This window comes from Brevibacillus brevis (assembly GCF_031583145.1).
GTDB classification, from domain to species: domain Bacteria; phylum Bacillota; class Bacilli; order Brevibacillales; family Brevibacillaceae; genus Brevibacillus; species Brevibacillus brevis_E.
Genome location: NZ_CP134050.1, coordinates 255,882 through 277,500, shown reverse-complemented (window position 1 = coordinate 277,500; position 21,619 = coordinate 255,882). Strand labels below are relative to the sequence as shown.

Genomic DNA, 21,619 nt, shown 5'->3' with positions numbered 1-21,619 from the left:
TTCCACAGAGAAGGAGATTTAAAAATCGTTTTTGCGAAATAATTAATGGTCATATACGCAAAAAAACCCATTTGGGCCACGATACTGATGGTCATGCCGTACAGCATGTACATCAGCGTACCTACAAAAAAGTTGCCGGCGCTCCCCTCCAGCAATTTTGCCAGGTCAAAAATGAAGGCGACCAAGACACCGCCCAAGCCGCCAAGCAGCAGGGTGGTGAAAAATAGCCAGCCATACTTACGCAGACTCACCAAACATTCCCTCCCATCCACATCGAATATGATTGTATCAATGCCTGCAAGAAAATACTAGCGTAAGAACAAAACAAAATGCGCACGTTACTTATAGGCAGAGTAAAGAAGGAGGTGTCCACCCCATGAGAAAAAAGTCAATGACCATTGGACTGATTTCGATCGTCTGTCTGGTTGTGACTGCATGCTCAAGCGGCGGACAAGCGCAAGGCTCGTCTCAGCCTGATTACAAAAGCGTAAAAGACATGGTGCTGGACATTTTGCAGACGGACGAAGCAAAGTCATCAATGGAAAAAATGATGAAAGATGAAAGCTTTAAACAAAAAATCATGGTGGATGATTCGACCGTCCGGACTACCTTAATCCAAAGCTTAACCAATCCGAACAGCACACATATTAAAGAAGCCTTCAAAGATCCGAAATTCGCCAGCACGTTGGCGAAATCCATGAAAACGGAACAAAAGGATCTGATGAAAGATCTCATGAAAGACCCGGAATACCAAAAGGACCTTGTCACCCTTATGAAGGACCCCGAGTTCGAGAAAAATTTGCTGGATCTCATGAAAAGCTCGGCGTACCGTCAACAAACCATGCAAATCATGAAAGAGTCCTTGCAAAGCCCGATGTTCCAGGAAGAAATGATGAAGCTCATGACCAAAGCCCAGGAAGAAATGACCAAGCCAAAGGAAATGAAAACGAAAGGGAAAAAAGGAAAGGAAAAGGGCGGAGGCAAAACCGGAGGAGCGAGCGGTGGCGGCGGTGGCAGCGGCAGCAGCTCTCATTAAGAAAACAGCCGATACGGTCTGGGAAACTGCCAGGGATTGCGCTGCGGATTCCGTCCCACGGCCCGTGGCAGGCAATCAGCCTGTGGGATACAAAAAAGGTGAGCTCTTTTCTGGAGAGCCCACCTTTTTTGCCCATTGCCTATTCCCGAATGGCCGCTTCGCATTTTTCAGCCACGCGTTTGGCCATGTCCATATAGATTTGTCCAATCGGCGAGTTTTCGCGATAAATCGATGGTGTGTAATCCGGCTCGGATGGATGATTTTCCGGCTGGCCGAGCGGGATCTGCGCCAACAGCTCGCTGGCCAGCGTCTCGGCAAGCTTGGCCCCGCCGCCACGGCCAAACACGTATTCCTTCGAACCATCTTTGGCTTCATACCAGGCCATGTTCTCCACGACGCCGAGAATTTCGTGACCCGTGCGCTTGGCCATTGCCCCGGCACGTGCCGCTACAAACGCTGCTGTCGCATGAGGAGTGGTTACGACGATCTCCAAGCTTTGCGGAATCATCGTATGAACGTCCAGCGCCATGTCTCCTGTTCCCGGAGGCAAGTCCAGCAGCAGATAATCCAGATCTTCTCCCCAGTGAACTTCCGAGAAGAAATTGCGCAGCATCTTGCCCAGCATCGGTCCGCGCCAAATAATCGGCGAATTGTCCTCAACGAAGAAGCCCATCGACATAACCTTCACGTTCATCTTCTCGACAGGCAAAATCGTCTCCCCGATGACTGTTGGACGTTGCTCGATGTTCATCATATCCGGCACGCTAAAGCCGTAAATATCGGCATCGATGATCCCGACCTTTTTACCCATACGCGCTAATGAGACAGCCAGATTGACGGTCACCGTCGACTTCCCTACTCCGCCTTTTCCGGATGTGACCGCGATAAAGGTGGTCTTCGAGCCTTTGTCCAGGATCGGGTTGAGCAGAGGTGCTTGTCCGGGTGCCATATTATGAGTCTGCCCCCCGTTTCCGCGGAGCTGAGCGCTGAGAGCCGCACGCTCTTCGTCCGTCATGGCACCGAACTGCAGGTGAACTTCCTCGGCACCCAGTGCGCGTACGGCGGCGATGACGTCGTCTTCAATCTTGGCTTTCAGCGGACAGCCTGTGATCGTCAGGACCACCGTCAGACTCACGGTGCTTCCCTCGATCCGGATGTCACGAATCATATTCAGTTCGACCAGACTGCGGTTGATTTCGGGATCCTTTACATCGCGCAGCGCTTCGAGAACTCGTTCTTTGGTCAACATCTTGTTCACCTCATCTATAATCTTTTCCATGATTGCCCTGGAGCTTTTATGTTCGCGCGTTCATTATAGCACATTCGCTCCTGACCGACACAAAACCCGACTGCTCAAGGTGTAACTGGTACCTTTTCACCGGCGTACTGGCGAAGTATTCCCTGGTAAATCGCATTGGCCATCGCTTTCTGGTAATCGACAGACTGCAGTCTTTTTGCCTCATCCGTATTGCTCACAAATCCGACCTCCACCAAGACTGCAGGGGCCGTTACCTCGCGAATGAGAAAGACGCTGTTTGTCTTGCTCGGCACCCGCTTGGTATTGCCGATGACACGTTTGATCTCATCCTGGATGAGATATGCCATCTCTTCACTCTTCTTGAATGTCGGCGAGTAAAATGTTTGGGCCCCCGACCATTTCTGTGACGGGATCGAGTTGACGTGAATGCTGATGAGAAAGTCCGGCGCACTATCGTTGACCAGCTTGACCCGATTGCGTATATCCTCTGACTTTCGTTTGCGCTTGGCATCCGCCTCAGGCGAAGCCAAATCCTTGTCCTCTTCCCTCGTCATAATGACAAAAGCGCCTGACTGTTGCAGAAAGTCCCGTAAATACATGCTGATCGCCAGCGTCACGTCTTTCTCTACCACGTCACCCGAAGCCGATGTGGCGCCGCCGTCCTTCCCGCCATGTCCGGCATCAATGGCGATCACTGTCCCCGCCAGCGGAAGCGACCACGCAGTCCAGGAGGAGCGATCAGGCGTCTCGTAGGTGAACAACAGCACCAATAAAGCGAAAGCCAATATCCAGCCTATCCCTTTTCTTGTCACCGTGCACCGTCCCCTTTGTCCCATTCTCTTATCCATCTTATGGACAAAGCTGGACAAATATGACCATGGGACAAAGGAAAAACCCCCTGCCTGCGAACAGACAAGGGGCTGTATTCCGATGCAGCAATTAGCGCTTGGAGAATTGAGGTGCGCGACGAGCTGCTTTCAAGCCGTATTTTTTACGCTCTTTCATACGAGGGTCGCGAGTCAGGAAGCCAGCGCGTTTCAGAGCGCCGCGCAGTTCCGGATCTGCTTTCAGCAGAGCGCGAGCAACGCCGTGACGGATTGCACCAGCTTGACCAGTGGTTCCGCCGCCGTTTACGTTGACAAGCACATCGTAACGACCGAGAGTCTCAGTCAGAACGAGTGGTTGTTTTACGATCAATTTCAGTGTTTCCAAACCAAAGTAAGTGTCCATTTCACGCTTGTTGATCACAATGCGACCTTCACCTGGAACCAGGCGAACGCGTGCTACGGAGTGCTTACGACGACCTGTACCGTAGTATTGTACTTGTGCCACGTATATTTCCTCCCTTTACCTTAACCGCGAATTTGCCAAGCTTCTGGTTTTTGTGCTGCGTGCGGATGCTCAGTTCCAGCGTATACTTTCAGCTTGGTGAACATTTGACGTCCCAGGCTGTTCTTAGGCAGCATGCCTTTTACAGCCAGCTCGAACATGCGCTCTGGCTTCTTGTTCAGCATGTCACCTGCAGTGGTCTTTTTCAAACCACCTGGATACAGGGAGTGAGTGTAGTAGATTTTGTCTTGCAGTTTTTTACCTGTCAGTTTTACCTTGTCAGCGTTGATTACGATTACGAAATCGCCAGCATCAACGTGAGGAGTAAATTCAGGTTTCAGTTTGCCGCGCAGGATCGAAGCTACTTCGCTAGCCAGACGGCCCAGCGTTTGGCCTTCTGCGTCAACGATGTACCATTTACGCTCAACTTCGAGCGGTTTCGCCATATATGTGGTACGCATGTTTGTCCCTCCTAAGTATCTTACCTTACACATTCACATTTACTTCTAACGAATACAACCGAAACTTGCAAATGGAAGATCATTGCTTCGTAACGGGTGAGCAACTCTTCCAGGTGTTCCATGAATACCACGATCTTGTCTTTCAATCCCGGGGCTAGAGTGGGGCTAGCGGGGTTAAAATACCAAGGATTATCGTACTACATGAGATGGGTCAGAGTCAAGTGCCTCCGTCTGGTCTATTAACTGGAAATTCACCTGATCAATAGACGACTTCCCACATCGTCAGACCTTTGGCCGGCGCTGTCTTTCCGGCCCTTTCCCGATCTCGTGCAGCCAGAATGTCCACCAGCTCGTCAGGCAGTCGCTTGCCTTGTCCGACTTCCACCAATGTTCCCACAATGATCCGCACCATGTTGTACAAAAAGCCGTTGCCTCGGCACGTCACCCATACTTCTCTTCCCTCACGCTCCACCTTCAAATCGTAGACGGTGCGTACCTTGTCTTCCACGTATGTCTTGGCGGAGCAAAAGGACGTAAAGTCATGCTCCCCAACCAAATGGCGGGCAGCCCTTTGCATGGCCTCCACATCCAGCGGAAAGCGCACGTGATCCGCATAGCGGTGGCGAAAGACGTCTGCTACAGGATTGTTGTCGATACAATAGCGGTATTCCTTGATCTGGACGTCAAAACGGGCATGGAAGGTCGATTCGGCTTCCTCTACCGACCGGACGACAATGGCATCCGGCAGCTGATTGTTCAGCACGAGTCCCCATTTTTCCAGGGGAATGCTGCTGGCCGTATCGAAGTGAATCACCTGCCCGCGCGCATGCACGCCGGCATCGGTCCGGCCTGAACCGACGATCTGAATCTCTTCTCCCGTGATCCGTTGCAAGGCGGCTTCAATCTCTCCCTGCACCGTCACTTGGTCCGGCTGCACCTGAAAGCCGCTGAAATCAGTCCCGTCGTAGGCTACGACGCATTTGAGCCTTCTCAAGACCGCCACCATCCTATCACCAGCATCAGAAGCACCCCTGCGGCCGCCACACAGCCATCTCTCCAGGAGAAGACCAGCTTGTTCAGCCGCGTCCTCCCCACGCCACCCCGATAGCCTCGAGCCTCCATGGCCAATGCCAGCTCTTCGGCTCGGCGGAAGGCACTGATAAACAGCGGGATCGCGATTGGAACCAAATTTTTCGCACGTCGCACGAGGTTGCCGCTGCTAAAATCGGCGCCTCTGGCTGTCTGCGCCTTGATGATCTTGTCCGTCTCCTCCATGAGCGTCGGAATAAAGCGGATCGCGATAGACATCATAAGCGCAATCTCATGCACGGGTACGCCAATGCGCCCAAACGGCCCCAGCAAGCGTTCGAGCCCTTCCGTCAAATCGATCGGAGAGGTCGTGAGGGTCAATAGAGAGCTGATCAGCACGAGCAGCCCCAAACGCAAGGAAATAAAGATGGCTTGCCGCACACCCTCTTCTTCGATCGTGAAGCTGCCCCACTGGTAGTACACGGTCCCGCCCTTTGTCATGAAAATCTGCAGAATCACGGTTAACAGGATCAGGATCCATACAGGCTTCAAGCTTTTCAAGATATAGCCGATGGAAAGGCGGGAGAGCAGCCCGACCAGCAGGGTAAAGGCAACAAGAACCGCGTAGGTCACCGTATTGTTCGCCAAAAATACCAATGTCGCAAAAAGGATGATAAAGAGCAGCTTGCTCCGCGGATCGGTCCGATGGATAAAGGACTGTCCCGGCACGTATTGCCCTATCGCAATATTTTGCAGCATGCCTAGCCCTCCTTCAGCACGGAAAGCCGCGTAAGCAAATGGTCGATCAGCGCTTCCTCGCGATAAAGAGATCGGGGCAGCTGTTCGTCTTCCGGCAAGCATTGATTCATCTGGGAAACCATCGCGACCGTCTCCGGCACATCGAGAGAAAGCTTTTTCAACAGGTCTGCCTGCGTGAACACCTCGCCGGGCGTCCCCTGCAGTACAACTTGTCCCGCCGACATGACGAGCAAGTAATCGGCATAGCGGGCAGCTTCCTCCATGCTGTGCGTAACCAAAAGCGTGGTCAAGCCCTGCTGTCGATGAATGCGATGAATCCCTTCCAGGATTGCCTTGCGACCGGCAGGATCCAGTCCAGCCGTCGGTTCATCCAGCACCAGCACTTTCGGCTGCATGGCCAAAACGCCCGCGATGGCAACACGCCTCATTTGCCCGCCGCTCAGCTGAAAGGGGGAGCGGTCTTTGACTGTATCGTAATCGAGTCCGACGACCTCCAACGACTCTCGTGTCCGCGATTCGACCATTTCCGCAGGCAAGTCAAAATTGAGCGGGCCAAAGGAGACGTCTTTGGCTACAGTCTCTTCGAACAGCTGGTGCTCGGGGTATTGAAACACTAGGCCGATATCTCGTCGTCTGGCATGGGGGAGTCGCTGGGTAGGGGTAATCACCACATCTCCCAAAACGATCCGGCCCGATGACGGGGAAAGCAGCCCGTTCAAATGCTGGATCAAGGTCGATTTCCCGGAGCCGGTTTGCCCGATAATGCCAACAAAGGAACCTGACGGAATCGTCAAGGAAACCTCTTTCAACGCAAGCCGTTCAAACGGCGTTCCTTTGCCGTAGATGTGGCTTACTTGGTCAAAAGTAATCTGCATACGTGCTCCACCAGCTCCTCTTGGTGCAGTACAAATGGTAGATCGATTCCTTTGGCTGCCAAAGCATGACGCACCCGCACTGCGAATGGAACGTCCAGCCCAGCCGCCCAAAGCCGATCCACCTGACTGAATACTTCCTGCGGCGAACCCTCCATCAGGACTTCTCCCGCATTCATAACCGTCACCCGATCGGAGTAGACCGCCTCTTCGGGAAAATGGGTAATGTTGATGATTGTGATGCCCTCTTCTTGATTGAGACGGCGTGCGAGGAGCATGACTTCCTGTCTGCCCTGCGGATCGAGCATGGCTGTCGCCTCATCCAAGATGATTACAGACGGTCTCATCGCCATGATGCCCGCGATGGCTACCCGCTGCTTCTGCCCTCCGGACAAGCGATGCGGCTGTGCCAGCAAATACTTCTCCATGCCGACAGACTGCAACGCATCGTCAATCCGTCTGCGCATCTCCTGCGGGTCTACCCCCATGTTTTCCAGGCCAAACGCCACATCATCCTCGACCGTGGCTCCGACAATCTGGTTGTCCGGGTTTTGAAAGACCATCCCGACGTGGCGGCGGATTTCCCACAGCACTTCTCCGTCTTTGGTATCGAAACCGCTGACCAGTACCACGCCATCCTCCGGCAATAGCAGGGCGTTCATCAGCTTTGCCAGCGTAGATTTGCCCGATCCATTGTGCCCGAGCACGGAAACAAACGAGCCTTTTTCAAACGTCAGGTCCACGCTTTTGAGGACCGGTACCCGCTGACCCTCGTCACCGTCGTACGAAAAGGATACATCGCGAAATGCCAGCAAGCTCTCCTCATTCATGAGGCGTTCACATCCTCCCCAGCCTTCACAGGGATATGAGCAGCGAAAGGGTGAAGCTACACTTCTCTCCATAAAGGAAAAAAGGGTTGAATCAGAGTCCAGCCTATGACCAGATCTGCCCCCACCCTTTTCGCGGTTGTTTTCCAGGCCAGAGAACGAGTCCCTGGTCCGTGGTGAAACGACCAGTTTGTATGAACCTCTTACACGAATTCGATGTACGCCATCGGAGCAGCGTCGCCGCGGCGAGGGCCGGCTTTCAGGATACGAGTGTATCCGCCGTTGCGCTCTTTAAAACGAGGAGCGAGTTCATCGAACAGTTTTTGAACTGCATCGCGTCCTTCAGCGTTTGCCACTTCTTTACGAACAAAAGCAGCTACTTGACGACGAGCGTGCAGATCGCCACGTTTCGCGAGCGTAATCATTTTTTCAGCGATTGGGCGCAGTTCTTTCGCCTTCATCTCCGTAGTTTCGATGCGCTCGTTGATGATCAGGTCAGTTACCAAGTCGCGGAACAGCGCTTTACGAGCATCGCTACGACGACCCAATTTACGGTATGCCATGTTCTTACCTCCTTTTTCAAGCTGGCCGCGCTCGCAGATCGCTCTGCAGCTGCGATGCCAGATCTGTAATCCCCTGGTCTGGGGATGTACTCGAGAGAACAGAGCGTGCCCTAGGGTGACTTATGTCTCTAGTCGTCGCTGCGGAGGGACAGTCCCAACTCAGCCAACTTTTCTTGTACCTCTTCCAGAGATTTGCGTCCCAGGTTGCGCACTTTCATCATGTCCTCTTCGGTCTTCTGCGTGAGCTCTTGCACGGTGTTGATGCCGGCACGCTTCAAGCAGTTGTAGGAACGAACAGAAAGATCCAGTTCTTCGATCGTCATCTCGAGCACTTTCTCTTTCTTGTCTTCTTCCTTTTCCACCATGATTTCCGCATCTTTCGCCTCATCGGTCAGACCGACGAACAGGTTCAGGTGCTCCGTCATGATTTTGGCGCCGAGACTCACGGCTTCTTCCGGACTAATGCTGCCGTTTGCCCAAACCTCAAGGGTCAACTTGTCATAGTTGGTCATTTGCCCTACACGGGTGTTTTCCACTTGATAGTTGACGCGCTTGATCGGCGTGTAGATCGAATCGATCGGAATCACACCAATTGGCAGGTCTTCCGATTTGTTTCCATCAGATTGAACATAACCACGACCACGTCCAGCTGTCATGCGGATGTGCAGACGGCCGCCATTGGCCAACGTTGCAATATGAAGATCAGGGTTTAAGACCTCCACATCACTGTCAGCACGGATATCCCCCGCTTTGACAACGCCTTCGCCTTCTGCATCGATCTCGATTACTTTTTCTTCATCGGAATGGATCTTCAGCGCCAAGCCTTTGATGTTCAGGATGATCTCGGTTACATCTTCAACGACGCCTTCAACCGTAGAGAATTCGTGAAGAACCCCGTCGATTTGCACGGTACGAACTGCTGCGCCTGGCAAGGACGAAAGGAGAATCCGTCGAAGCGAGTTGCCGAGGGTAGTACCGTAGCCACGCTCCAGAGGTTCTACCACAAACTTACCATACGAGTTGTCGTCGCTAACTTCCACAACCTCGATTTTCGGTTTTTCTATTTCTATCATTAAACAAACCCTCCTTCAAAACGTCGAAATCCTTGGGTGGGCCGCATACGTGCCCACTCAGGAATTTCCCCGGCGGTTTACCGTTTGCGTGCATGACAAGCTATAAATCAGAATTTACCATTCTAGTATGGACATGTTCTGAACAATATAAACCAGTTACACGCGGCGACGTTTTGGTGGACGGCAACCGTTGTGCGGAATTGGCGTCACGTCTTTGATCATGTTCACTTCAAGACCAGCGGCTTGCAGGGAACGGATCGCAGCTTCACGACCAGCGCCCGGTCCTTTTACGGACACTTCGCAAGAGCGCATGCCGTGCTCCATTGCCACACGAGCAGCCGCTTCAGCAGCCATTTGCGCAGCAAACGGAGTGCTTTTGCGGGAGCCCTTGAAGCCGAGGGCACCAGCACTGGACCAAGAGATCGCATTTCCGTGTGGATCGGTGATGGTTACGATCGTGTTGTTAAACGTGGAGCGGATGTGTGCTACGCCGACTTCCACATTTTTGCGATCGCGACGACGGGTACGAGTAGCTGTAGCCTGTTTTCTTTTCGCCATGTCAGATTACCCTCCTTTACTTCTTCTTGTTTGCTACTGTACGGCGTGGGCCTTTGCGCGTACGAGCATTTGTTTTAGTACGTTGACCGCGAACAGGGAGTCCACGACGGTGACGGATACCGCGGAAGCAGCCGATTTCCATCAGGCGCTTGATGTTCAAGGAAATCTCACGGCGGAGATCGCCTTCCACCTTCACGGTTTTGTCGATGTACTCACGAAGTTTTGCAACTTCGTCTTCTGTCAGATCACGAACGCGAGTGTTCACATCTACGCCAGTGGCGGACAGAATTTTTTGAGACGTGGGGCGGCCAATACCAAAGATGTAGGTAAGAGCGACTTCAACGCGTTTTTCACGCGGCAAGTCAACGCCTGCAATACGTGCCATGTGTAAAAAGCACCTCCTTGTTTACCCTTGTTTTTGCTTATGCTTAGGATTTTCACAAATAACCATTACGTTACCTTTACGACGGATAACCTTGCATTTCTCGCAGATCGGTTTAACCGAAGGTCTCACTTTCATGGTTCTTGCCTCCCTTTTCTAGGGGTTTTGCTTACTATTTATAGCGGTACGTAATACGACCGCGGGTCAAGTCGTACGGCGACAGTTCAACAGTTACTTTATCCCCAGGCAGGATACGGATAAAGTGCATGCGGATTTTTCCGGAGACGTGAGCAAGGATCTTGTGTCCATTCTCCAATTCTACCCGAAACATAGCATTCGGCAAAGGCTCGATTACCGTACCTTCCACCTCAATTACATCATCTTTTGCCATGGTAAACTCTCCTTTCTTCTGCTCTTCAGTCAGACCATGAGTTTTGCGAAATGATCACACAACGAACTTATCGTCGACACGTTGGACGACAATCCCAATCCAAGGAATTCCCGTTTACGCCCGTGTAAAAATCTCATAGCCATCTTCCGTAATCGCGATGGTGTGTTCAAAATGAGCACATGTTTTCCGATCCACTGTTACTACCGTCCAATTGTCCTCCAATGTGCGGACATAACGTTCGCCGGCATTTACCATTGGCTCAATTGCCAACACCATGCCCGGTTTCAACCGTGGACCTCGATCGGGAGGCCCGTAGTTCGGAACCTGCGGATCTTCGTGCAAGTTTTGCCCAATCCCATGCCCCACATACTCGCGAACGAGAGTGAAGCCGGCAGCTTCTGCATGAACCTGAATCGCATGAGAGATATCAGACAACCGTGCACCCGGTACGGCTTTTTCAAGCCCCTTGTACAGCGACTCTTCTGTCACTCGCAAGAGATTCTGATTTTCTGTGGAAATCGTGCCAACCGGATACGTCCAAGCGGAGTCTCCATGGAAGCCCTGAAACTGGGCACCAATGTCCAAACTGATGATGTCTCCTTCTTGCAACGTACGTTTTCCTGGGATCCCGTGTACGAGTTCTTCATTGACTGAAGCACAGATACTTCCTGGAAAGCCACCGTAGCCTTTAAACGATGGAATTGCTCCCATGCTACGGATAAACGTCTCGGCAATTTCGTCCAATTGCTTCGTCGTGACACCAGGCTTGATCGCCTTGGCCAGTTCTTGATGGGTGAGTGCGACGATACGACCAGCTTCGCGCATAACCTCAAGCTCTGCTTTCGACTTCAGGATAATCATTCGGCAATTACCCTCTTAGCAACGACTTAATTTCCGCAAACACGACCTGGATATCTTGTTCCCCATTGATATCTCGCAGGAGCCCCTGAGCGGAGTAATAATCGATGAGCGGTTGTGTTTGAGCGATGTTGACATCCAGACGTTGTGCAACCACTTCCGGCTTGTCATCGTCACGCTGATACAACTTGCCGCCATCTTTGTCACACACGCCCGCCTCTTTTGGAGGGTTGAACATCGTATGATAGCTAGCCCCGCATACTGGGCAGATCCAGCGACCAGTCAGACGTTCAATCAGCAGTTCCCGACGAACGTTGATGTTGATGACGTGATCGATCTCACGTCCCAGCTCCTTTACGGTAGCTGTCAACGCTTCTGCCTGTGGAACGGTACGAGGGAAGCCATCCAAAAGGAAACCTTTTTCGCAGTCGTCCATCGACAGACGTTCCCGCACGATCCCGATGACGACCTCATCAGGAACGAGCAGGCCTTTATCCATGTAGGATTTGGCCTCAAGTCCGAGCGGCGTTTCGTTCTTGACCGCTGCTCGGAACATATCACCAGTCGAAATGTGCGGGATGTCAAACTCTTCAACGATTCGTTCTGCCTGTGTGCCTTTGCCGGCTCCAGGCAGCCCCATCAGAATTATATTCACGTCCATTCCCTCCGTCCCATAAAGAAAAGCTTACAGAGGCTTTTCTGTAAAAACCCAGGTATTACTTGATGAACCCTTGATAGTGGCGTTTGATCATCTGGCTTTCGATCTGCTTCATCGTATCCAGGGAGACCCCGATTACGATCAAGAGCGAAGTACCACCGATATAAATCGACTGCGGCAGATTTGCCAGCTTGCTGAAGAAGAACGGCAAGATGGAAATCAGCATCAGGAAGAGAGCCCCCGCCAACGTCAAACGGTTCAACGTACGAGTAATGTACACCTCAGTGTTTTTACCGGGCCGAATACCAGGAATGTAACCGCCATTTTTCCTCATGTTCTCTGCCATTTGCACAGGGTTGATCTGTACAAAGGTATAGAAATAAGTAAACCCGATAATCAGAATCGCGTATAGCGTCATACCCAAACCGGAGCTCACTTGGAAGTTCTGATAAATCCAGTTGGCAATCCCTGTTCCGGATGGATCCACCCAGAACTGTGCGATTGTTGACGGGAAAATCACCAGCGAGATGGCAAAGATCACAGGAATAACACCCGCAGAGTTGATTTTCAGCGGAATGTGGGTGGATTGACCACCGTACATTTTGCGTCCAACCACGCGCTTGGCATACTGCACTGGAATCTTGCGAACACCTTGCTGCATAAAGATAACCCCGACAATAATAGCGAGGATCACTACCAAGATAATCACAACTTTTACAATGCTGAAGAAAATGTTTTGGGATGGATCAGCAAACTGAGTCGAGTAAATCGTCGCGATTCCGTTATGGATGTTCGCGATAATCCCGGATACGATCAAGATCGAAATCCCGTTCCCGATTCCCTTCTCAGTAATCTGTTCACCCATCCACATCAAGAACGCGGTACCTGCAGTCAGCGTTAACGCAATGAGTGCGTAGCTGCCAACGGACGTATCCTTGAGCAAGCCAGGCGCCATATTGTTAAATCCGATTGTCATCCCGACCGATTGGATCAGCCCGAGGACAATGGTGCTGTAGCGGGTAACCGTAGCGATCTTGCGTCGACCAATCTCACCTTCACGTGCCCATTGCGTCAGCTTTGGAATCACGTCCATCGACAACAGCTGCATGATGATCGATGCCGTAATGTACGGCATGATACCCATGGCAAAGATCGAGAAGTTTTTCAGCGCCCCTCCGGAGAAGGTGTCCAACATGCCGAGCAAGTGGTTGGAATTCTGCTGAAACAACTCGACGTTTACGTTAGGTACCGGCACGAAGCTTCCGATCCGGAATACGACCAGCATCATGAGCGTAAATAGGATTTTGCGACGCAGGTCGCTAATTTTAAAAATGTTAGTTAAGGACGCTAACATTAGATCACCTCGGTTGTTCCACCGACTTGTGCGATCTTCTCAGCAGCAGCTCCGGAGAACTTGTGAGCTTTTACAGTCAGCTTCACTGTCAGTTCGCCGTTAGCAAGAACCTTAACACCATCGCGCAGCGCACTTACAACACCTGTTTCTTTCAGAAGCTCAGGTGTTACGACAGTACCCTCTTCAAAACGGTTCAGCGCGTCCAGGCTAACAATCGCGTATTCCTTACGGCTGATGTTATTGAAACCGCGCTTAGGCAGACGACGGTACAATGGGTTTTGACCACCCTCGAAACCAGGGCGTACGCCGCCACCGGAACGAGCGTTTTGACCTTTGTGACCTTTACCGGCAGTTTTGCCAGTACCGCTACCGATACCGCGACCGATGCGCTTACGTGTGTGACGGGATCCTTCTGCAGGTTGCAGTTCATGCAATTTCATACGTTGCACCTCCTAACTCTTGAGATGTTCAATTATACTTCTTTCACTTCAACCAAGTGCTTCACTTTAAAAACCATTCCACGGATTGCGGCGTTATCTTCTTTCACCACAGTGGAGTTGATTTTGCGAAGACCCAGTGCTTTTACAGTGTCTTGCTGATCAGCAGTACGTCCGATCAGGCTGCGTTTGAGGGTGATTTGCAATTTTGCCATGTTCATTCCCTCCTTATTAACCCAACAACTCGTCAACAGTCTTACCGCGCAGCTTCGCGACATCTTCCGCTGTTTTCAGACGGCCCAGGCCTTCCAGCGTAGCGTTGACCATGTTGATAGGATTGTTCGAACCGAGAGATTTGCTCAGTACGTCGCCCACACCAGCCAGTTCGAGTACGGCACGGATAGGTCCACCCGCGATTACACCAGTACCCGCGGAAGCAGGCTTGATGAGAACTTTACCGGCACCAAATTGGCACAGAACTTCGTGTGGAACAGTCGTTCCTCTCATTGGTACACGGATCAATTTTTTCTTAGCATCGTCAATCGCTTTGCGAATGGCGTCTGGAACTTCTTGAGCTTTACCCATACCAGCACCTACATGGCCGTTACGGTCACCCACAACAACCAGGGCGCTGAAGCTCATGCGACGTCCACCTTTAACCGTCTTCGCTACACGGTTAACAGCGACTACTTTTTCTTCGAGCTCTAATTTGCTAGGGTCGATACGCATTCCTTACCCTCCTTGTTGTTAGAATTGCAGACCAGCTTCACGAGCTGCTTCTGCCAGTGCTTTAATACGTCCATGATAGATGTAACCGCCGCGGTCAAAGATCACTTCAGTTGCACCTTTTTCTTGTGCACGCTTAGCGATCAGTGTACCAACTGCTGCTGCAGCTTCCACGTTGGCGCCGTTTTTCAGGCCCAGCTCTTTATCCAGAGAAGATGCAGATACCAGAGTTACACCGGTCGCATCATCAATCAGTTGAGCGTAGATGTGCTTGGAAGAACGGAATACGTTCAGGCGTGGACGAACGGCGTTACCGATCACGCGTCTGCGGATACGCAGGTGACGTTTTTTCCGAGCTTTGTTTTTATCAGCTTTCGTAAACATTAAGCGGCCTCCTTTCTCATGAAGCTAACGAGCTTATTTACCCTTTTTACCTTCTTTACGACGAACCACTTCATCGCTGTACTTGATCCCTTTGCCTTTGTATGGCTCAGGTTTGCGCAGCGAGCGAATTTCAGCGGCTACTTGACCAACGCGCTCTTTGTTGATCCCTTTAACCACCAGAGTGGTTTGGTTTGGCACTTCGATCTCGATACCCGCTTCAGGAGTTACCTCTACTGGGTGGGAGAAACCGAGGGACAGTGTTACACCGGATCCGGATTTCGCTGCGCGGTAACCTACACCGACCAGCTCCAGAGTGCGGGTGAAGCCTTCCGATACGCCTTTTACCATGTTGGCAACCAGCGCACGAGTCGTACCGTGAAGGGAACGATGCAGCTTGTTGTCGCTTGGACGCTCTACTACTACTTCGTTCTCAGAGATGTTGATTTTGATATCTTCATGGAAGTTACGAACGAGTTGACCCTTAGGGCCCTTTACCGTCAGCTCAGTTCCGTTCAGAGTGAGGGTAACGCCTGCAGGTACCACGATCGGTTTTTTACCGACACGAGACATGTGGTGCACCTCCTGTGCTTTTCATCTATTCTGTTTGATTACCAAACGTATGCAAGTACTTCTCCACCAACTGCTGCTTGACGAGCTTGCTTGTCCGTCATTACACCAGCGGATGTGGAGATGATTGCGCAACCGAGGCCACCCAGAACCTTAGGTACTTCGTTGTTCTTAGCGTACACGCGAAGACCTGGTTTGGAGATACGTTTCAGACCTGTGATTACGCGCTCGTTATCAGCACCGTACTTCAGGAATACGCGGATGATTCCTTGTTTGTTGTCCTCAACAAACTCCGCATCGCGGATGAAGCCTTCTTCTTTCAGAATGCGCGCGATTTCCTTCTTAATGGTGGACGCCGGAATTTCCACTTTCTCGTGGCGAACCATGTTGGCGTTACGAATACGTGTCAACATATCTGCGATTGGATCAGTCATAACCATGAGAGAAAACCTCCTTCCCGTTTCAAATTACCAGCTTGCTTTTTTCACGCCTGGAATTTGACCTTTATAAGCAAGTTCACGGAAGCAAATACGGCAGAGTTTGAATTTGCGCAATACGGAGTGAGGACGTCCGCAACGCTCGCAACGAGTGTACGCGCGTACTGCAAACTTCGGCTGACGCTGTTGCTTGATGATCATAGATTTCTTTGCCACATTCTTCCCTCCTTACGAGTGGGTTTATTTACGGAATGGCATACCCATTTGAGTCAGCAATTCACGTGCTTCCTCGTCCGTTTTCGCGGAAGTGACAATTACGATGTCCATACCGCGTACTTTGTCAATTTTATCGTACTCGATCTCAGGGAAGATCAGTTGTTCCTTCAGACCGAGTGTGTAGTTACCGCGGCCGTCGAAAGCCTTGGAAGAGATTCCACGGAAGTCACGAACACGCGGAAGAGATACGTTCATCAACTTGTCGAGGAAGTGGTACATACGCTCGCCGCGCAGGGTAACCTTCGCACCGATCGGCATACCTTCACGCAGTTTGAAACCAGCGATGGATTTCTTAGCGCGAGTCACTACAGGTTTTTGACCAGCAATGGTTTGCAGGTCTTCAACTGCAGAGTCCAAGGATTTAGCGTTGCCTACCGCTTCGCCAACACCCATGTTGATGATGATCTTTTCAACTTTCGGCACTTGCATGATGGAAGTGTAGCTGAACTTGCTCATCAAGGAAGGCACGATTTCGTTGGTATACTTTTCTTTCAATCTTGTTGCCATCTAAGGACATCCTCCTTTCCGACCTGACTACTTGTCGAGTACTTCGCCAGACTTTTTCGCGTACCGAACTTTCTTGCCGTTTTCCAATACTTTGTAACCGATGCGAGTAGCTTTACCGGACTTCGGATCGATCAAAGATACGTTGGAAACGTGGATCGCCGCTTCTTGTGTCACAATGCCACCTTGCGGGTTTGCTTGGGACGGACGGCTGTGTTTCTTAACGAGGTTGATACCTTCAACCAGAACGCGTTCTTTCTTCGGATAAGCAGCGAGAACGCGACCTTTTTTGCCTTTATCTTTACCCGCAATTACGAGAACAGTGTCGCCTTTTTTAACGTGCATCGCTTGGTGCACCTCCTATCGAACAAACTGCCTGAGTTTTTCCGTTCAATTAGATAACCTCTGGAGCCAGAGAGATGATCTTCATGAAATCTTTCTCGCGGAGCTCACGAGCCACAGGTCCGAAGATACGGGTACCACGAGGGGACTTATCTTCTTTGATGACCACAGCTGCATTCTCGTCGAAACGGATGTAAGAGCCATCCTGACGACGCACGCCGCTTACTGTGCGAACTACAACCGCTTTAACTACTTGACCTTTCTTGACAACGCCGCCGGGTGTAGCGGATTTAACGGAGCACACGATTACATCCCCGATGTTCGCCGTTTTGCGACCGGAACCACCCAGAACCTTGATGCACATGAGTTCCTTTGCACCGGAGTTGTCAGCAACCGCCAATCTCGTCTGAGTTTGGATCATTTACTGTTCCTCCTTTCGGAATTAATATCCGAAAATCTGACTTATACGATTACTGCCTCTTCGACGATACGTACCAAACGGAAACGTTTGTCTTTGGACAGCGGACGAGTTTCCATCAATTCTACGATGTCGCCCACTTTTGCCGTATTGTTCTCGTCGTGAGCCTTGAACTTCTTGGAGTATTTCACGCGTTTGCCATACAGAGGGTGTGTCTTGTAAGTTTCAACAAGAACCACGATGGTTTTATCCATCTTGTCGGAAACAACGCGACCTACTACAGTTCGACGCATATTACGATCTGCGGTCATCGTTCAAACCTCCTTCCTATAATTAGCCGATTCCCAATTCTCTCTGGCGCAGGATGGTTTTCGCACGAGCAATATCCTTACGCACTTGTTTGATGCGAGATGTGGTTTCGAGTTGACCCGTAGCCAACTGGAAACGAAGGTTGAACAATTCTTCTTTCAAAGAAGCAACGTTTTGTTCGATCTCGGCAGTGGTCAAATTACGGTACTCATTAGCCTTCATGTGCGTCACCACCCACTTCTTCACGCTTCACGAACTTGCACTTGATTGGCAGTTTGTGCATAGCCAGACGCATAGCTTCGCGAGCGACTTCTTCAGGAACCCCAGCAAGTTCAAACATGATCTTGCCTGGTTTCACTACCGCTACCCATTTCTCAGGAGAACCTTTACCGGAACCCATCCGTACTTCGAGCGGTTTTTGTGTAATTGGTTTGTCAGGGAAAATTTTAATCCAGACTTTACCACCACGTTTGATGTAACGAGTCATCGCAATACGAGCTGCCTCGATCTGACGGTTCGTTACCCAAGATGGTTCCAATGCTTGCAATCCGTATTCACCGAACGCAACAGTAGTACCGCCTTTTGCATTACCAGCCATTTTCCCGCGGTGTTGTTTACGGTGTTTCACGCGTTTTGGCGTCAACATGATTACTTGCCTCCTTCCTCAGTAGCGACGTTCTTTCTCGCTGGAAGGACTTCTCCACGATAGATCCACACTTTTACACCGATGCGACCATAAGTGGTATGTGCTTCAGCAGTACCGTAGTCGATGTCGGCACGCAGGGTGTGAAGCGGAACAGTACCTTCGCTGTAACCTTCAGAACGTGCGATGTCAGCACCGCCAAGGCGACCGCTAACCAAGGTTTTGATACCTTTTGCACCAGCGCGCAGCGTACGAGTGATCGATTGCTTTTGCGCACGGCGGAAGGAAATGCGGTTTTCCAATTGGCGTGCGATGTTTTCAGCTACCAGAGTAGCATCCAGATCCGGACGTTTTACTTCGTTGATGTTGATGTGAACGCGTTTGCCAGTCAGATCAGTCAAAGATTTGCGCAAAGTTTCAACCTCTGCACCACCTTTACCGATTACCATACCAGGCTTAGCGGTGTGAATCGTTACGTTCACGCGATTTGCAGCGCGTTCGATTTCGATTGTGGATACTGCAGCATCTTTCAGACGCCCTTTTACAAACTTGCGGATTCTCAAGTCTTCGTGCAACAGTGTCGCGAAGTCCTTGTCAGCGTACCATTTGGACTCCCAGTCACGAATGACACCGATCCGAAGACCGACCGGGCTTACCTTTTGACCCACACGTAATCCCTCCTTATTTCTCGTTTAGTACCACGGTGATGTGGCTCGTGCGTTTATGGATGCGGCTAGCGCGACCCATAGCGCGCGGACGGAAACGCTTCAACGTAGGACCTTGGTCTACGAAGATTTTGCCCACTACGAGGTTGTTTGGATCCATCTCATAGTTGTGCTCAGCGTTTGCAATAGCCGACTTCAGGAGCTTTTCAACAACTGGAGAAGCTGCTTTCGGCGTGTGTTTCAAGATCGCCAGCGCTTCACCGACTTGCTTGCCTCGGATCAAGTCTACCACAAGGCGGACTTTACGAGACGCGATGCGAATATTGCGAGCAACTGCTTTTGCTTCCATCTTTGTACCTCCTCTCTGTCAAGAGAAAATTAGCGCTTCTTGGATTTCTTGTCGTTGTCGACGTGACCCTTGAAGGTACGAGTTGGTGCGAATTCACCCAATTTGTGACCAACCATGTCTTCCGAAACATATACAGGTACGTGTTTGCGACCATCGTACACTGCGAAAGTGTGTCCTACGAACTGAGGGAAGATGGTGGAACGACGGGACCAGGTTTTGATCACGCGCTTCTCGTTCTTTTCATTTTGCTCGTCAACTTTTTTCATCAAGTGGTCATCCACGAAAGGACCTTTTTTCAAGCTACGTCCCATTAGTGAACCTCCCTTCGCCAAAGGCGTTCGGTTATAGTATCAGCCTAGCTTACTTCTTGCGACGGCGGATAATGTACTGATCGGATTTGTTTTTCTTCTTGCGAGTCTTGAGACCCAGAGTTGGTTTACCCCAAGGAGTAACAGGTGCTTTACGTCCGATTGGAGCGCGGCCTTCACCACCACCGTGTGGGTGATCGTTCGGGTTCATTACGCTACCGCGAACAGTTGGACGAATACCCAACCAACGAGAACGTCCTGCTTTACCAATGTTCAGCAGTTCGTGATCCAGGTTACCTACTTGACCGACGGTAGCGCGGCATACGTTGTGAATGCGGCGGGTTTCACCGGAAGAAAGGCGTACGATTACGAACTCGCCATCACGGCCGAGCAGTTGAGCGGAAGTACCAGCAGCGCGAACCAATTGGCCGCCTTTTCCTGGTTTCAGCTCGATGTTGTGGATGGTAGTACCTACTGGAATTTTTTCCAAAGGCAGTGCGTTACCGATTTTGATGTCGGCATCTGCACCAGATACAATCTCATCGCCCACTTTCAGGTTGTGAGGAGCGAGGATGTAACGTTTTTCACCGTCAACGTAGTTGATCAGTGCAATGTTAGCGGAACGGTTTGGATCGTACTCGATAGTAGCTACGCGACCTACGATGCCATCCTTGTTGCGCTTGAAGTCGATAATACGGTATTTGCGTTTGTGACCGCCACCTTGATGACGAACGGTAATTCTACCTTGGTTGTTGCGTCCAGCTTTTTTGGAAAGAGGCGCCAGCAAGGATTTTTCGGGAGTCGACGTGGTGATCTCCTCGAAAGTAGAAACCGTCATTTGGCGACGACCAGGAGAAGTCGGTTTAAACTTTTTGATACCCATTTGAATACCCTCCTTTTCGGTAGTCGTCGAGGTTATACGCCCTCGTAGAAGGCCAATTCTTTGCTGTCAGCAGTCAGCGTAACGATCGCTTTCTTCCACTCGGATGTGTAACCGGAGTATTTTCCGTAGCGCTTTGGTTTCGCAGGTACACGAACGGTGTTAACTGCTTCCACTTTTACGCCGAATACTTTTTCAATCGCTTGTTTGATCTCTGTTTTGTTGGCTTTGAGAGGTACTTCGAACACGTACTTCTTCTCAGCCATCATGTCAGTGGTGCGCTCGGTAATGATAGGGCGCTTGATAACATCGTGAAGGCTCTTCATTATGCGAGCACCTCCTCTACTTTAGCAACCGCTTCTTTGGTTACGATTACCTTGTCGTGCGCAACCAGATCCAGAACGTTGATGCCTGCAGCATCTACGAATTTTGCACCTGGGATGTTGCGGGAAGAGAGCGCTACGTTTTGATCATACTCGGAGGTAACGATCAGCACTTTGCGATCTACTTTCAGGTTGTTCAGAACAGCGGACATTTCTTTGGTTTTTGGAGCTGTGAAGTTCAGAGCGTCCAATACCAGCAGCTCGTTGTTTTGAACTTTCGTGGACAGAGCGGATTTCAGAGCCAGACGGCGAACTTTACGATTCAGTTTGTAACCGTATTTGCGCGGAGTCGGACCGAATACAACACCGCCACCTTTCCATTGTGGAGCACGAATGGAACCTTGGCGTGCGCGACCTGTACCTTTTTGGCGCCATGGCTTGCGGCCACCGCCACGTACTTCAGAACGGTTCTTTACATCGTGTGTACCTTGACGTTGGGATGCTTGTTGCATCACGATCGCATCGTACAGAACGGCGTTGTTCGGCTCAATACCGAATACGCTGTCTGCCAGATCGATTTCGCCAACTTGAGAACCAGTTTGGTTATAAAGAGCTACTTTCGGCATGTCAGTTCCTCCTTTCC

Annotated in this window: 38 protein-coding genes (1 of these 38 running past the window's edge); 1 reads left to right on the top strand and 37 read right to left on the bottom strand. The window is 50.9% G+C overall.

The window, feature by feature from the left end; genetic code table 11:
* Window positions 1–251, bottom strand: partial view of a KinB-signaling pathway activation protein gene (locus tag RGB73_RS01620; protein WP_310768440.1) — the start only. It extends 337 nt beyond the left edge of the window; the window shows 251 of its 588 coding nt (coding positions 1–251); the start codon lies at window positions 249–251; the stop codon falls past the left edge of the window.
* 125 nt (window positions 252–376) lie between these two features.
* Here RGB73_RS01620 and gerD point away from each other — a divergent pair, with 125 nt between their 5' ends.
* On the top strand, window positions 377–1,036 hold the full coding sequence (gene gerD / locus RGB73_RS01615) for a spore germination lipoprotein GerD (RefSeq protein WP_310768437.1): 660 nt from the start codon (window positions 377–379) through the stop codon (window positions 1,034–1,036).
* A gap of 139 nt (window positions 1,037–1,175) precedes the next feature.
* Here gerD and RGB73_RS01610 read toward each other — a convergent pair whose 3' ends face one another.
* The 36 genes from RGB73_RS01610 to rplD all read right to left on the bottom strand — a co-directional run bounded on the left by RGB73_RS01610 (window position 1,176) and on the right by rplD (window position 21,602).
* Window positions 1,176–2,285, bottom strand: coding sequence for a P-loop NTPase (locus RGB73_RS01610; protein WP_310768434.1), 1,110 nt, complete (start codon window positions 2,283–2,285; stop codon window positions 1,176–1,178).
* A 104-nt stretch (window positions 2,286–2,389) separates the two neighbouring features.
* Window positions 2,390–3,106 carry an N-acetylmuramoyl-L-alanine amidase CwlD gene (gene cwlD, locus RGB73_RS01605; RefSeq protein WP_310768431.1) on the bottom strand — a complete coding sequence of 239 codons (717 nt, stop codon included), beginning with the start codon at window positions 3,104–3,106 and terminating at the stop codon, window positions 2,390–2,392.
* A gap of 127 nt (window positions 3,107–3,233) precedes the next feature.
* Complete coding sequence (gene rpsI / locus RGB73_RS01600) at window positions 3,234–3,626, bottom strand: 30S ribosomal protein S9 (protein WP_005828788.1); 393 nt, start codon at window positions 3,624–3,626, stop codon at window positions 3,234–3,236.
* 20 nt (window positions 3,627–3,646) lie between these two features.
* Window positions 3,647–4,084: a 50S ribosomal protein L13 gene (gene rplM / locus RGB73_RS01595; RefSeq protein WP_310768428.1), complete on the bottom strand. Its 438-nt coding sequence runs from the start codon at window positions 4,082–4,084 to the stop codon at window positions 3,647–3,649.
* Between the two features lie 259 nt (window positions 4,085–4,343).
* The gene (gene truA, locus RGB73_RS01590; protein ID WP_310768427.1) at window positions 4,344–5,090 is read right to left on the bottom strand and encodes a tRNA pseudouridine(38-40) synthase TruA; all 747 of its coding nucleotides are present in this window, start codon (window positions 5,088–5,090) and stop codon (window positions 4,344–4,346) included.
* Window positions 5,075–5,872: an energy-coupling factor transporter transmembrane component T family protein gene (locus RGB73_RS01585; RefSeq protein ID WP_310768425.1), complete on the bottom strand. Its 798-nt coding sequence runs from the start codon at window positions 5,870–5,872 to the stop codon at window positions 5,075–5,077. Before RGB73_RS01585 ends, truA begins: the two co-directional genes overlap by 16 nt.
* Before the next feature lie 2 nt (window positions 5,873–5,874).
* Window positions 5,875–6,747 carry an energy-coupling factor transporter ATPase gene (locus RGB73_RS01580; protein WP_310768422.1) on the bottom strand — a complete coding sequence of 291 codons (873 nt, stop codon included), beginning with the start codon at window positions 6,745–6,747 and terminating at the stop codon, window positions 5,875–5,877.
* Window positions 6,723–7,574, bottom strand: a complete 852-nt coding sequence (locus RGB73_RS01575; RefSeq protein ID WP_310768420.1) for an energy-coupling factor transporter ATPase — start codon at window positions 7,572–7,574, stop codon at window positions 6,723–6,725. The genes RGB73_RS01580 and RGB73_RS01575 overlap by 25 nt, the downstream gene beginning before the upstream one ends.
* 200 nt (window positions 7,575–7,774) lie before the next feature.
* The gene (gene rplQ, locus RGB73_RS01570) at window positions 7,775–8,134 is read right to left on the bottom strand and encodes a 50S ribosomal protein L17 (RefSeq protein ID WP_310768418.1); all 360 of its coding nucleotides are present in this window, start codon (window positions 8,132–8,134) and stop codon (window positions 7,775–7,777) included.
* A 128-nt stretch (window positions 8,135–8,262) separates the two neighbouring features.
* Complete coding sequence (locus RGB73_RS01565) at window positions 8,263–9,207, bottom strand: DNA-directed RNA polymerase subunit alpha (RefSeq protein WP_049742248.1); 945 nt, start codon at window positions 9,205–9,207, stop codon at window positions 8,263–8,265.
* Between the two features lie 156 nt (window positions 9,208–9,363).
* Window positions 9,364–9,765 carry a 30S ribosomal protein S11 gene (gene rpsK, locus RGB73_RS01560; protein WP_310768415.1) on the bottom strand — a complete coding sequence of 134 codons (402 nt, stop codon included), beginning with the start codon at window positions 9,763–9,765 and terminating at the stop codon, window positions 9,364–9,366.
* Window positions 9,766–9,781: 16 nt separating this feature from the next.
* Window positions 9,782–10,150, bottom strand: coding sequence for a 30S ribosomal protein S13 (gene rpsM, locus RGB73_RS01555; protein ID WP_092277034.1), 369 nt, complete (start codon window positions 10,148–10,150; stop codon window positions 9,782–9,784).
* 21 nt (window positions 10,151–10,171) lie between these two features.
* Complete coding sequence (gene rpmJ, locus RGB73_RS01550) at window positions 10,172–10,285, bottom strand: 50S ribosomal protein L36 (RefSeq protein ID WP_003333770.1); 114 nt, start codon at window positions 10,283–10,285, stop codon at window positions 10,172–10,174.
* Between the two features lie 34 nt (window positions 10,286–10,319).
* Complete coding sequence (gene infA / locus RGB73_RS01545; RefSeq protein WP_023558720.1) at window positions 10,320–10,538, bottom strand: translation initiation factor IF-1; 219 nt, start codon at window positions 10,536–10,538, stop codon at window positions 10,320–10,322.
* A gap of 114 nt (window positions 10,539–10,652) precedes the next feature.
* Window positions 10,653–11,399: a type I methionyl aminopeptidase gene (map, locus tag RGB73_RS01540; RefSeq protein ID WP_310768157.1), complete on the bottom strand. Its 747-nt coding sequence runs from the start codon at window positions 11,397–11,399 to the stop codon at window positions 10,653–10,655.
* 7 nt (window positions 11,400–11,406) lie between these two features.
* On the bottom strand, window positions 11,407–12,051 hold the full coding sequence (locus RGB73_RS01535) for an adenylate kinase (protein ID WP_310768155.1): 645 nt from the start codon (window positions 12,049–12,051) through the stop codon (window positions 11,407–11,409).
* 61 nt (window positions 12,052–12,112) lie between these two features.
* Window positions 12,113–13,408, bottom strand: a complete 1,296-nt coding sequence (gene secY / locus RGB73_RS01530; RefSeq protein WP_310768153.1) for a preprotein translocase subunit SecY — start codon at window positions 13,406–13,408, stop codon at window positions 12,113–12,115.
* Entirely contained in the window at window positions 13,408–13,848 is a 441-nt protein-coding gene (rplO, locus tag RGB73_RS01525; protein ID WP_310768151.1) for a 50S ribosomal protein L15, read from the bottom strand. The genes secY and rplO overlap by 1 nt, the downstream gene beginning before the upstream one ends.
* Window positions 13,849–13,880: 32 nt before the next feature.
* Window positions 13,881–14,060 (bottom strand): 50S ribosomal protein L30, encoded by a 180-nt coding sequence (rpmD, locus tag RGB73_RS01520; RefSeq protein WP_310768149.1) that lies wholly within the window; start codon window positions 14,058–14,060, stop codon window positions 13,881–13,883.
* Window positions 14,061–14,076: 16 nt separating this feature from the next.
* Window positions 14,077–14,574 (bottom strand): 30S ribosomal protein S5, encoded by a 498-nt coding sequence (rpsE, locus tag RGB73_RS01515; RefSeq protein ID WP_055746222.1) that lies wholly within the window; start codon window positions 14,572–14,574, stop codon window positions 14,077–14,079.
* 18 nt (window positions 14,575–14,592) lie between these two features.
* Window positions 14,593–14,955 carry a 50S ribosomal protein L18 gene (gene rplR / locus RGB73_RS01510; RefSeq protein ID WP_310768145.1) on the bottom strand — a complete coding sequence of 121 codons (363 nt, stop codon included), beginning with the start codon at window positions 14,953–14,955 and terminating at the stop codon, window positions 14,593–14,595.
* A gap of 33 nt (window positions 14,956–14,988) precedes the next feature.
* Window positions 14,989–15,525, bottom strand: a complete 537-nt coding sequence (gene rplF, locus RGB73_RS01505; protein ID WP_310768143.1) for a 50S ribosomal protein L6 — start codon at window positions 15,523–15,525, stop codon at window positions 14,989–14,991.
* 38 nt (window positions 15,526–15,563) lie between these two features.
* A complete protein-coding gene (gene rpsH, locus RGB73_RS01500; RefSeq protein ID WP_310768141.1) occupies window positions 15,564–15,962 on the bottom strand; it encodes a 30S ribosomal protein S8 in 399 nt (132 codons plus the stop codon).
* A 27-nt stretch (window positions 15,963–15,989) separates the two neighbouring features.
* On the bottom strand, window positions 15,990–16,175 hold the full coding sequence (locus tag RGB73_RS01495) for a type Z 30S ribosomal protein S14 (protein ID WP_005828830.1): 186 nt from the start codon (window positions 16,173–16,175) through the stop codon (window positions 15,990–15,992).
* 24 nt (window positions 16,176–16,199) lie between these two features.
* Window positions 16,200–16,742 carry a 50S ribosomal protein L5 gene (gene rplE / locus RGB73_RS01490; RefSeq protein WP_310768138.1) on the bottom strand — a complete coding sequence of 181 codons (543 nt, stop codon included), beginning with the start codon at window positions 16,740–16,742 and terminating at the stop codon, window positions 16,200–16,202.
* A 27-nt stretch (window positions 16,743–16,769) separates the two neighbouring features.
* A complete protein-coding gene (rplX, locus tag RGB73_RS01485) occupies window positions 16,770–17,084 on the bottom strand; it encodes a 50S ribosomal protein L24 (protein ID WP_310768136.1) in 315 nt (104 codons plus the stop codon).
* Window positions 17,085–17,133: 49 nt separating this feature from the next.
* Window positions 17,134–17,502, bottom strand: a complete 369-nt coding sequence (rplN, locus tag RGB73_RS01480; RefSeq protein ID WP_310768134.1) for a 50S ribosomal protein L14 — start codon at window positions 17,500–17,502, stop codon at window positions 17,134–17,136.
* 41 nt (window positions 17,503–17,543) lie between these two features.
* Complete coding sequence (gene rpsQ, locus RGB73_RS01475) at window positions 17,544–17,810, bottom strand: 30S ribosomal protein S17 (protein WP_310768132.1); 267 nt, start codon at window positions 17,808–17,810, stop codon at window positions 17,544–17,546.
* 22 nt (window positions 17,811–17,832) lie between these two features.
* Complete coding sequence (rpmC, locus tag RGB73_RS01470; RefSeq protein ID WP_092276999.1) at window positions 17,833–18,030, bottom strand: 50S ribosomal protein L29; 198 nt, start codon at window positions 18,028–18,030, stop codon at window positions 17,833–17,835.
* Complete coding sequence (rplP, locus tag RGB73_RS01465; protein WP_007787078.1) at window positions 18,020–18,454, bottom strand: 50S ribosomal protein L16; 435 nt, start codon at window positions 18,452–18,454, stop codon at window positions 18,020–18,022. The genes rpmC and rplP overlap by 11 nt, the downstream gene beginning before the upstream one ends.
* Window positions 18,455–18,456: 2 nt before the next feature.
* A complete protein-coding gene (gene rpsC / locus RGB73_RS01460) occupies window positions 18,457–19,119 on the bottom strand; it encodes a 30S ribosomal protein S3 (protein ID WP_310768128.1) in 663 nt (220 codons plus the stop codon).
* A gap of 13 nt (window positions 19,120–19,132) precedes the next feature.
* The gene (gene rplV / locus RGB73_RS01455) at window positions 19,133–19,465 is read right to left on the bottom strand and encodes a 50S ribosomal protein L22 (protein WP_310768126.1); all 333 of its coding nucleotides are present in this window, start codon (window positions 19,463–19,465) and stop codon (window positions 19,133–19,135) included.
* Between the two features lie 29 nt (window positions 19,466–19,494).
* Window positions 19,495–19,776 (bottom strand): 30S ribosomal protein S19, encoded by a 282-nt coding sequence (gene rpsS / locus RGB73_RS01450; protein WP_092276993.1) that lies wholly within the window; start codon window positions 19,774–19,776, stop codon window positions 19,495–19,497.
* 49 nt (window positions 19,777–19,825) lie between these two features.
* Window positions 19,826–20,656, bottom strand: coding sequence for a 50S ribosomal protein L2 (rplB, locus tag RGB73_RS01445; RefSeq protein ID WP_310768123.1), 831 nt, complete (start codon window positions 20,654–20,656; stop codon window positions 19,826–19,828).
* A 32-nt stretch (window positions 20,657–20,688) separates the two neighbouring features.
* Window positions 20,689–20,979, bottom strand: a complete 291-nt coding sequence (rplW, locus tag RGB73_RS01440) for a 50S ribosomal protein L23 (RefSeq protein ID WP_310768122.1) — start codon at window positions 20,977–20,979, stop codon at window positions 20,689–20,691.
* Window positions 20,979–21,602 carry a 50S ribosomal protein L4 gene (rplD, locus tag RGB73_RS01435; RefSeq protein ID WP_310768120.1) on the bottom strand — a complete coding sequence of 208 codons (624 nt, stop codon included), beginning with the start codon at window positions 21,600–21,602 and terminating at the stop codon, window positions 20,979–20,981. The genes rplW and rplD overlap by 1 nt, the downstream gene beginning before the upstream one ends.
* Window positions 21,603–21,619 lie beyond the last annotated feature (17 nt).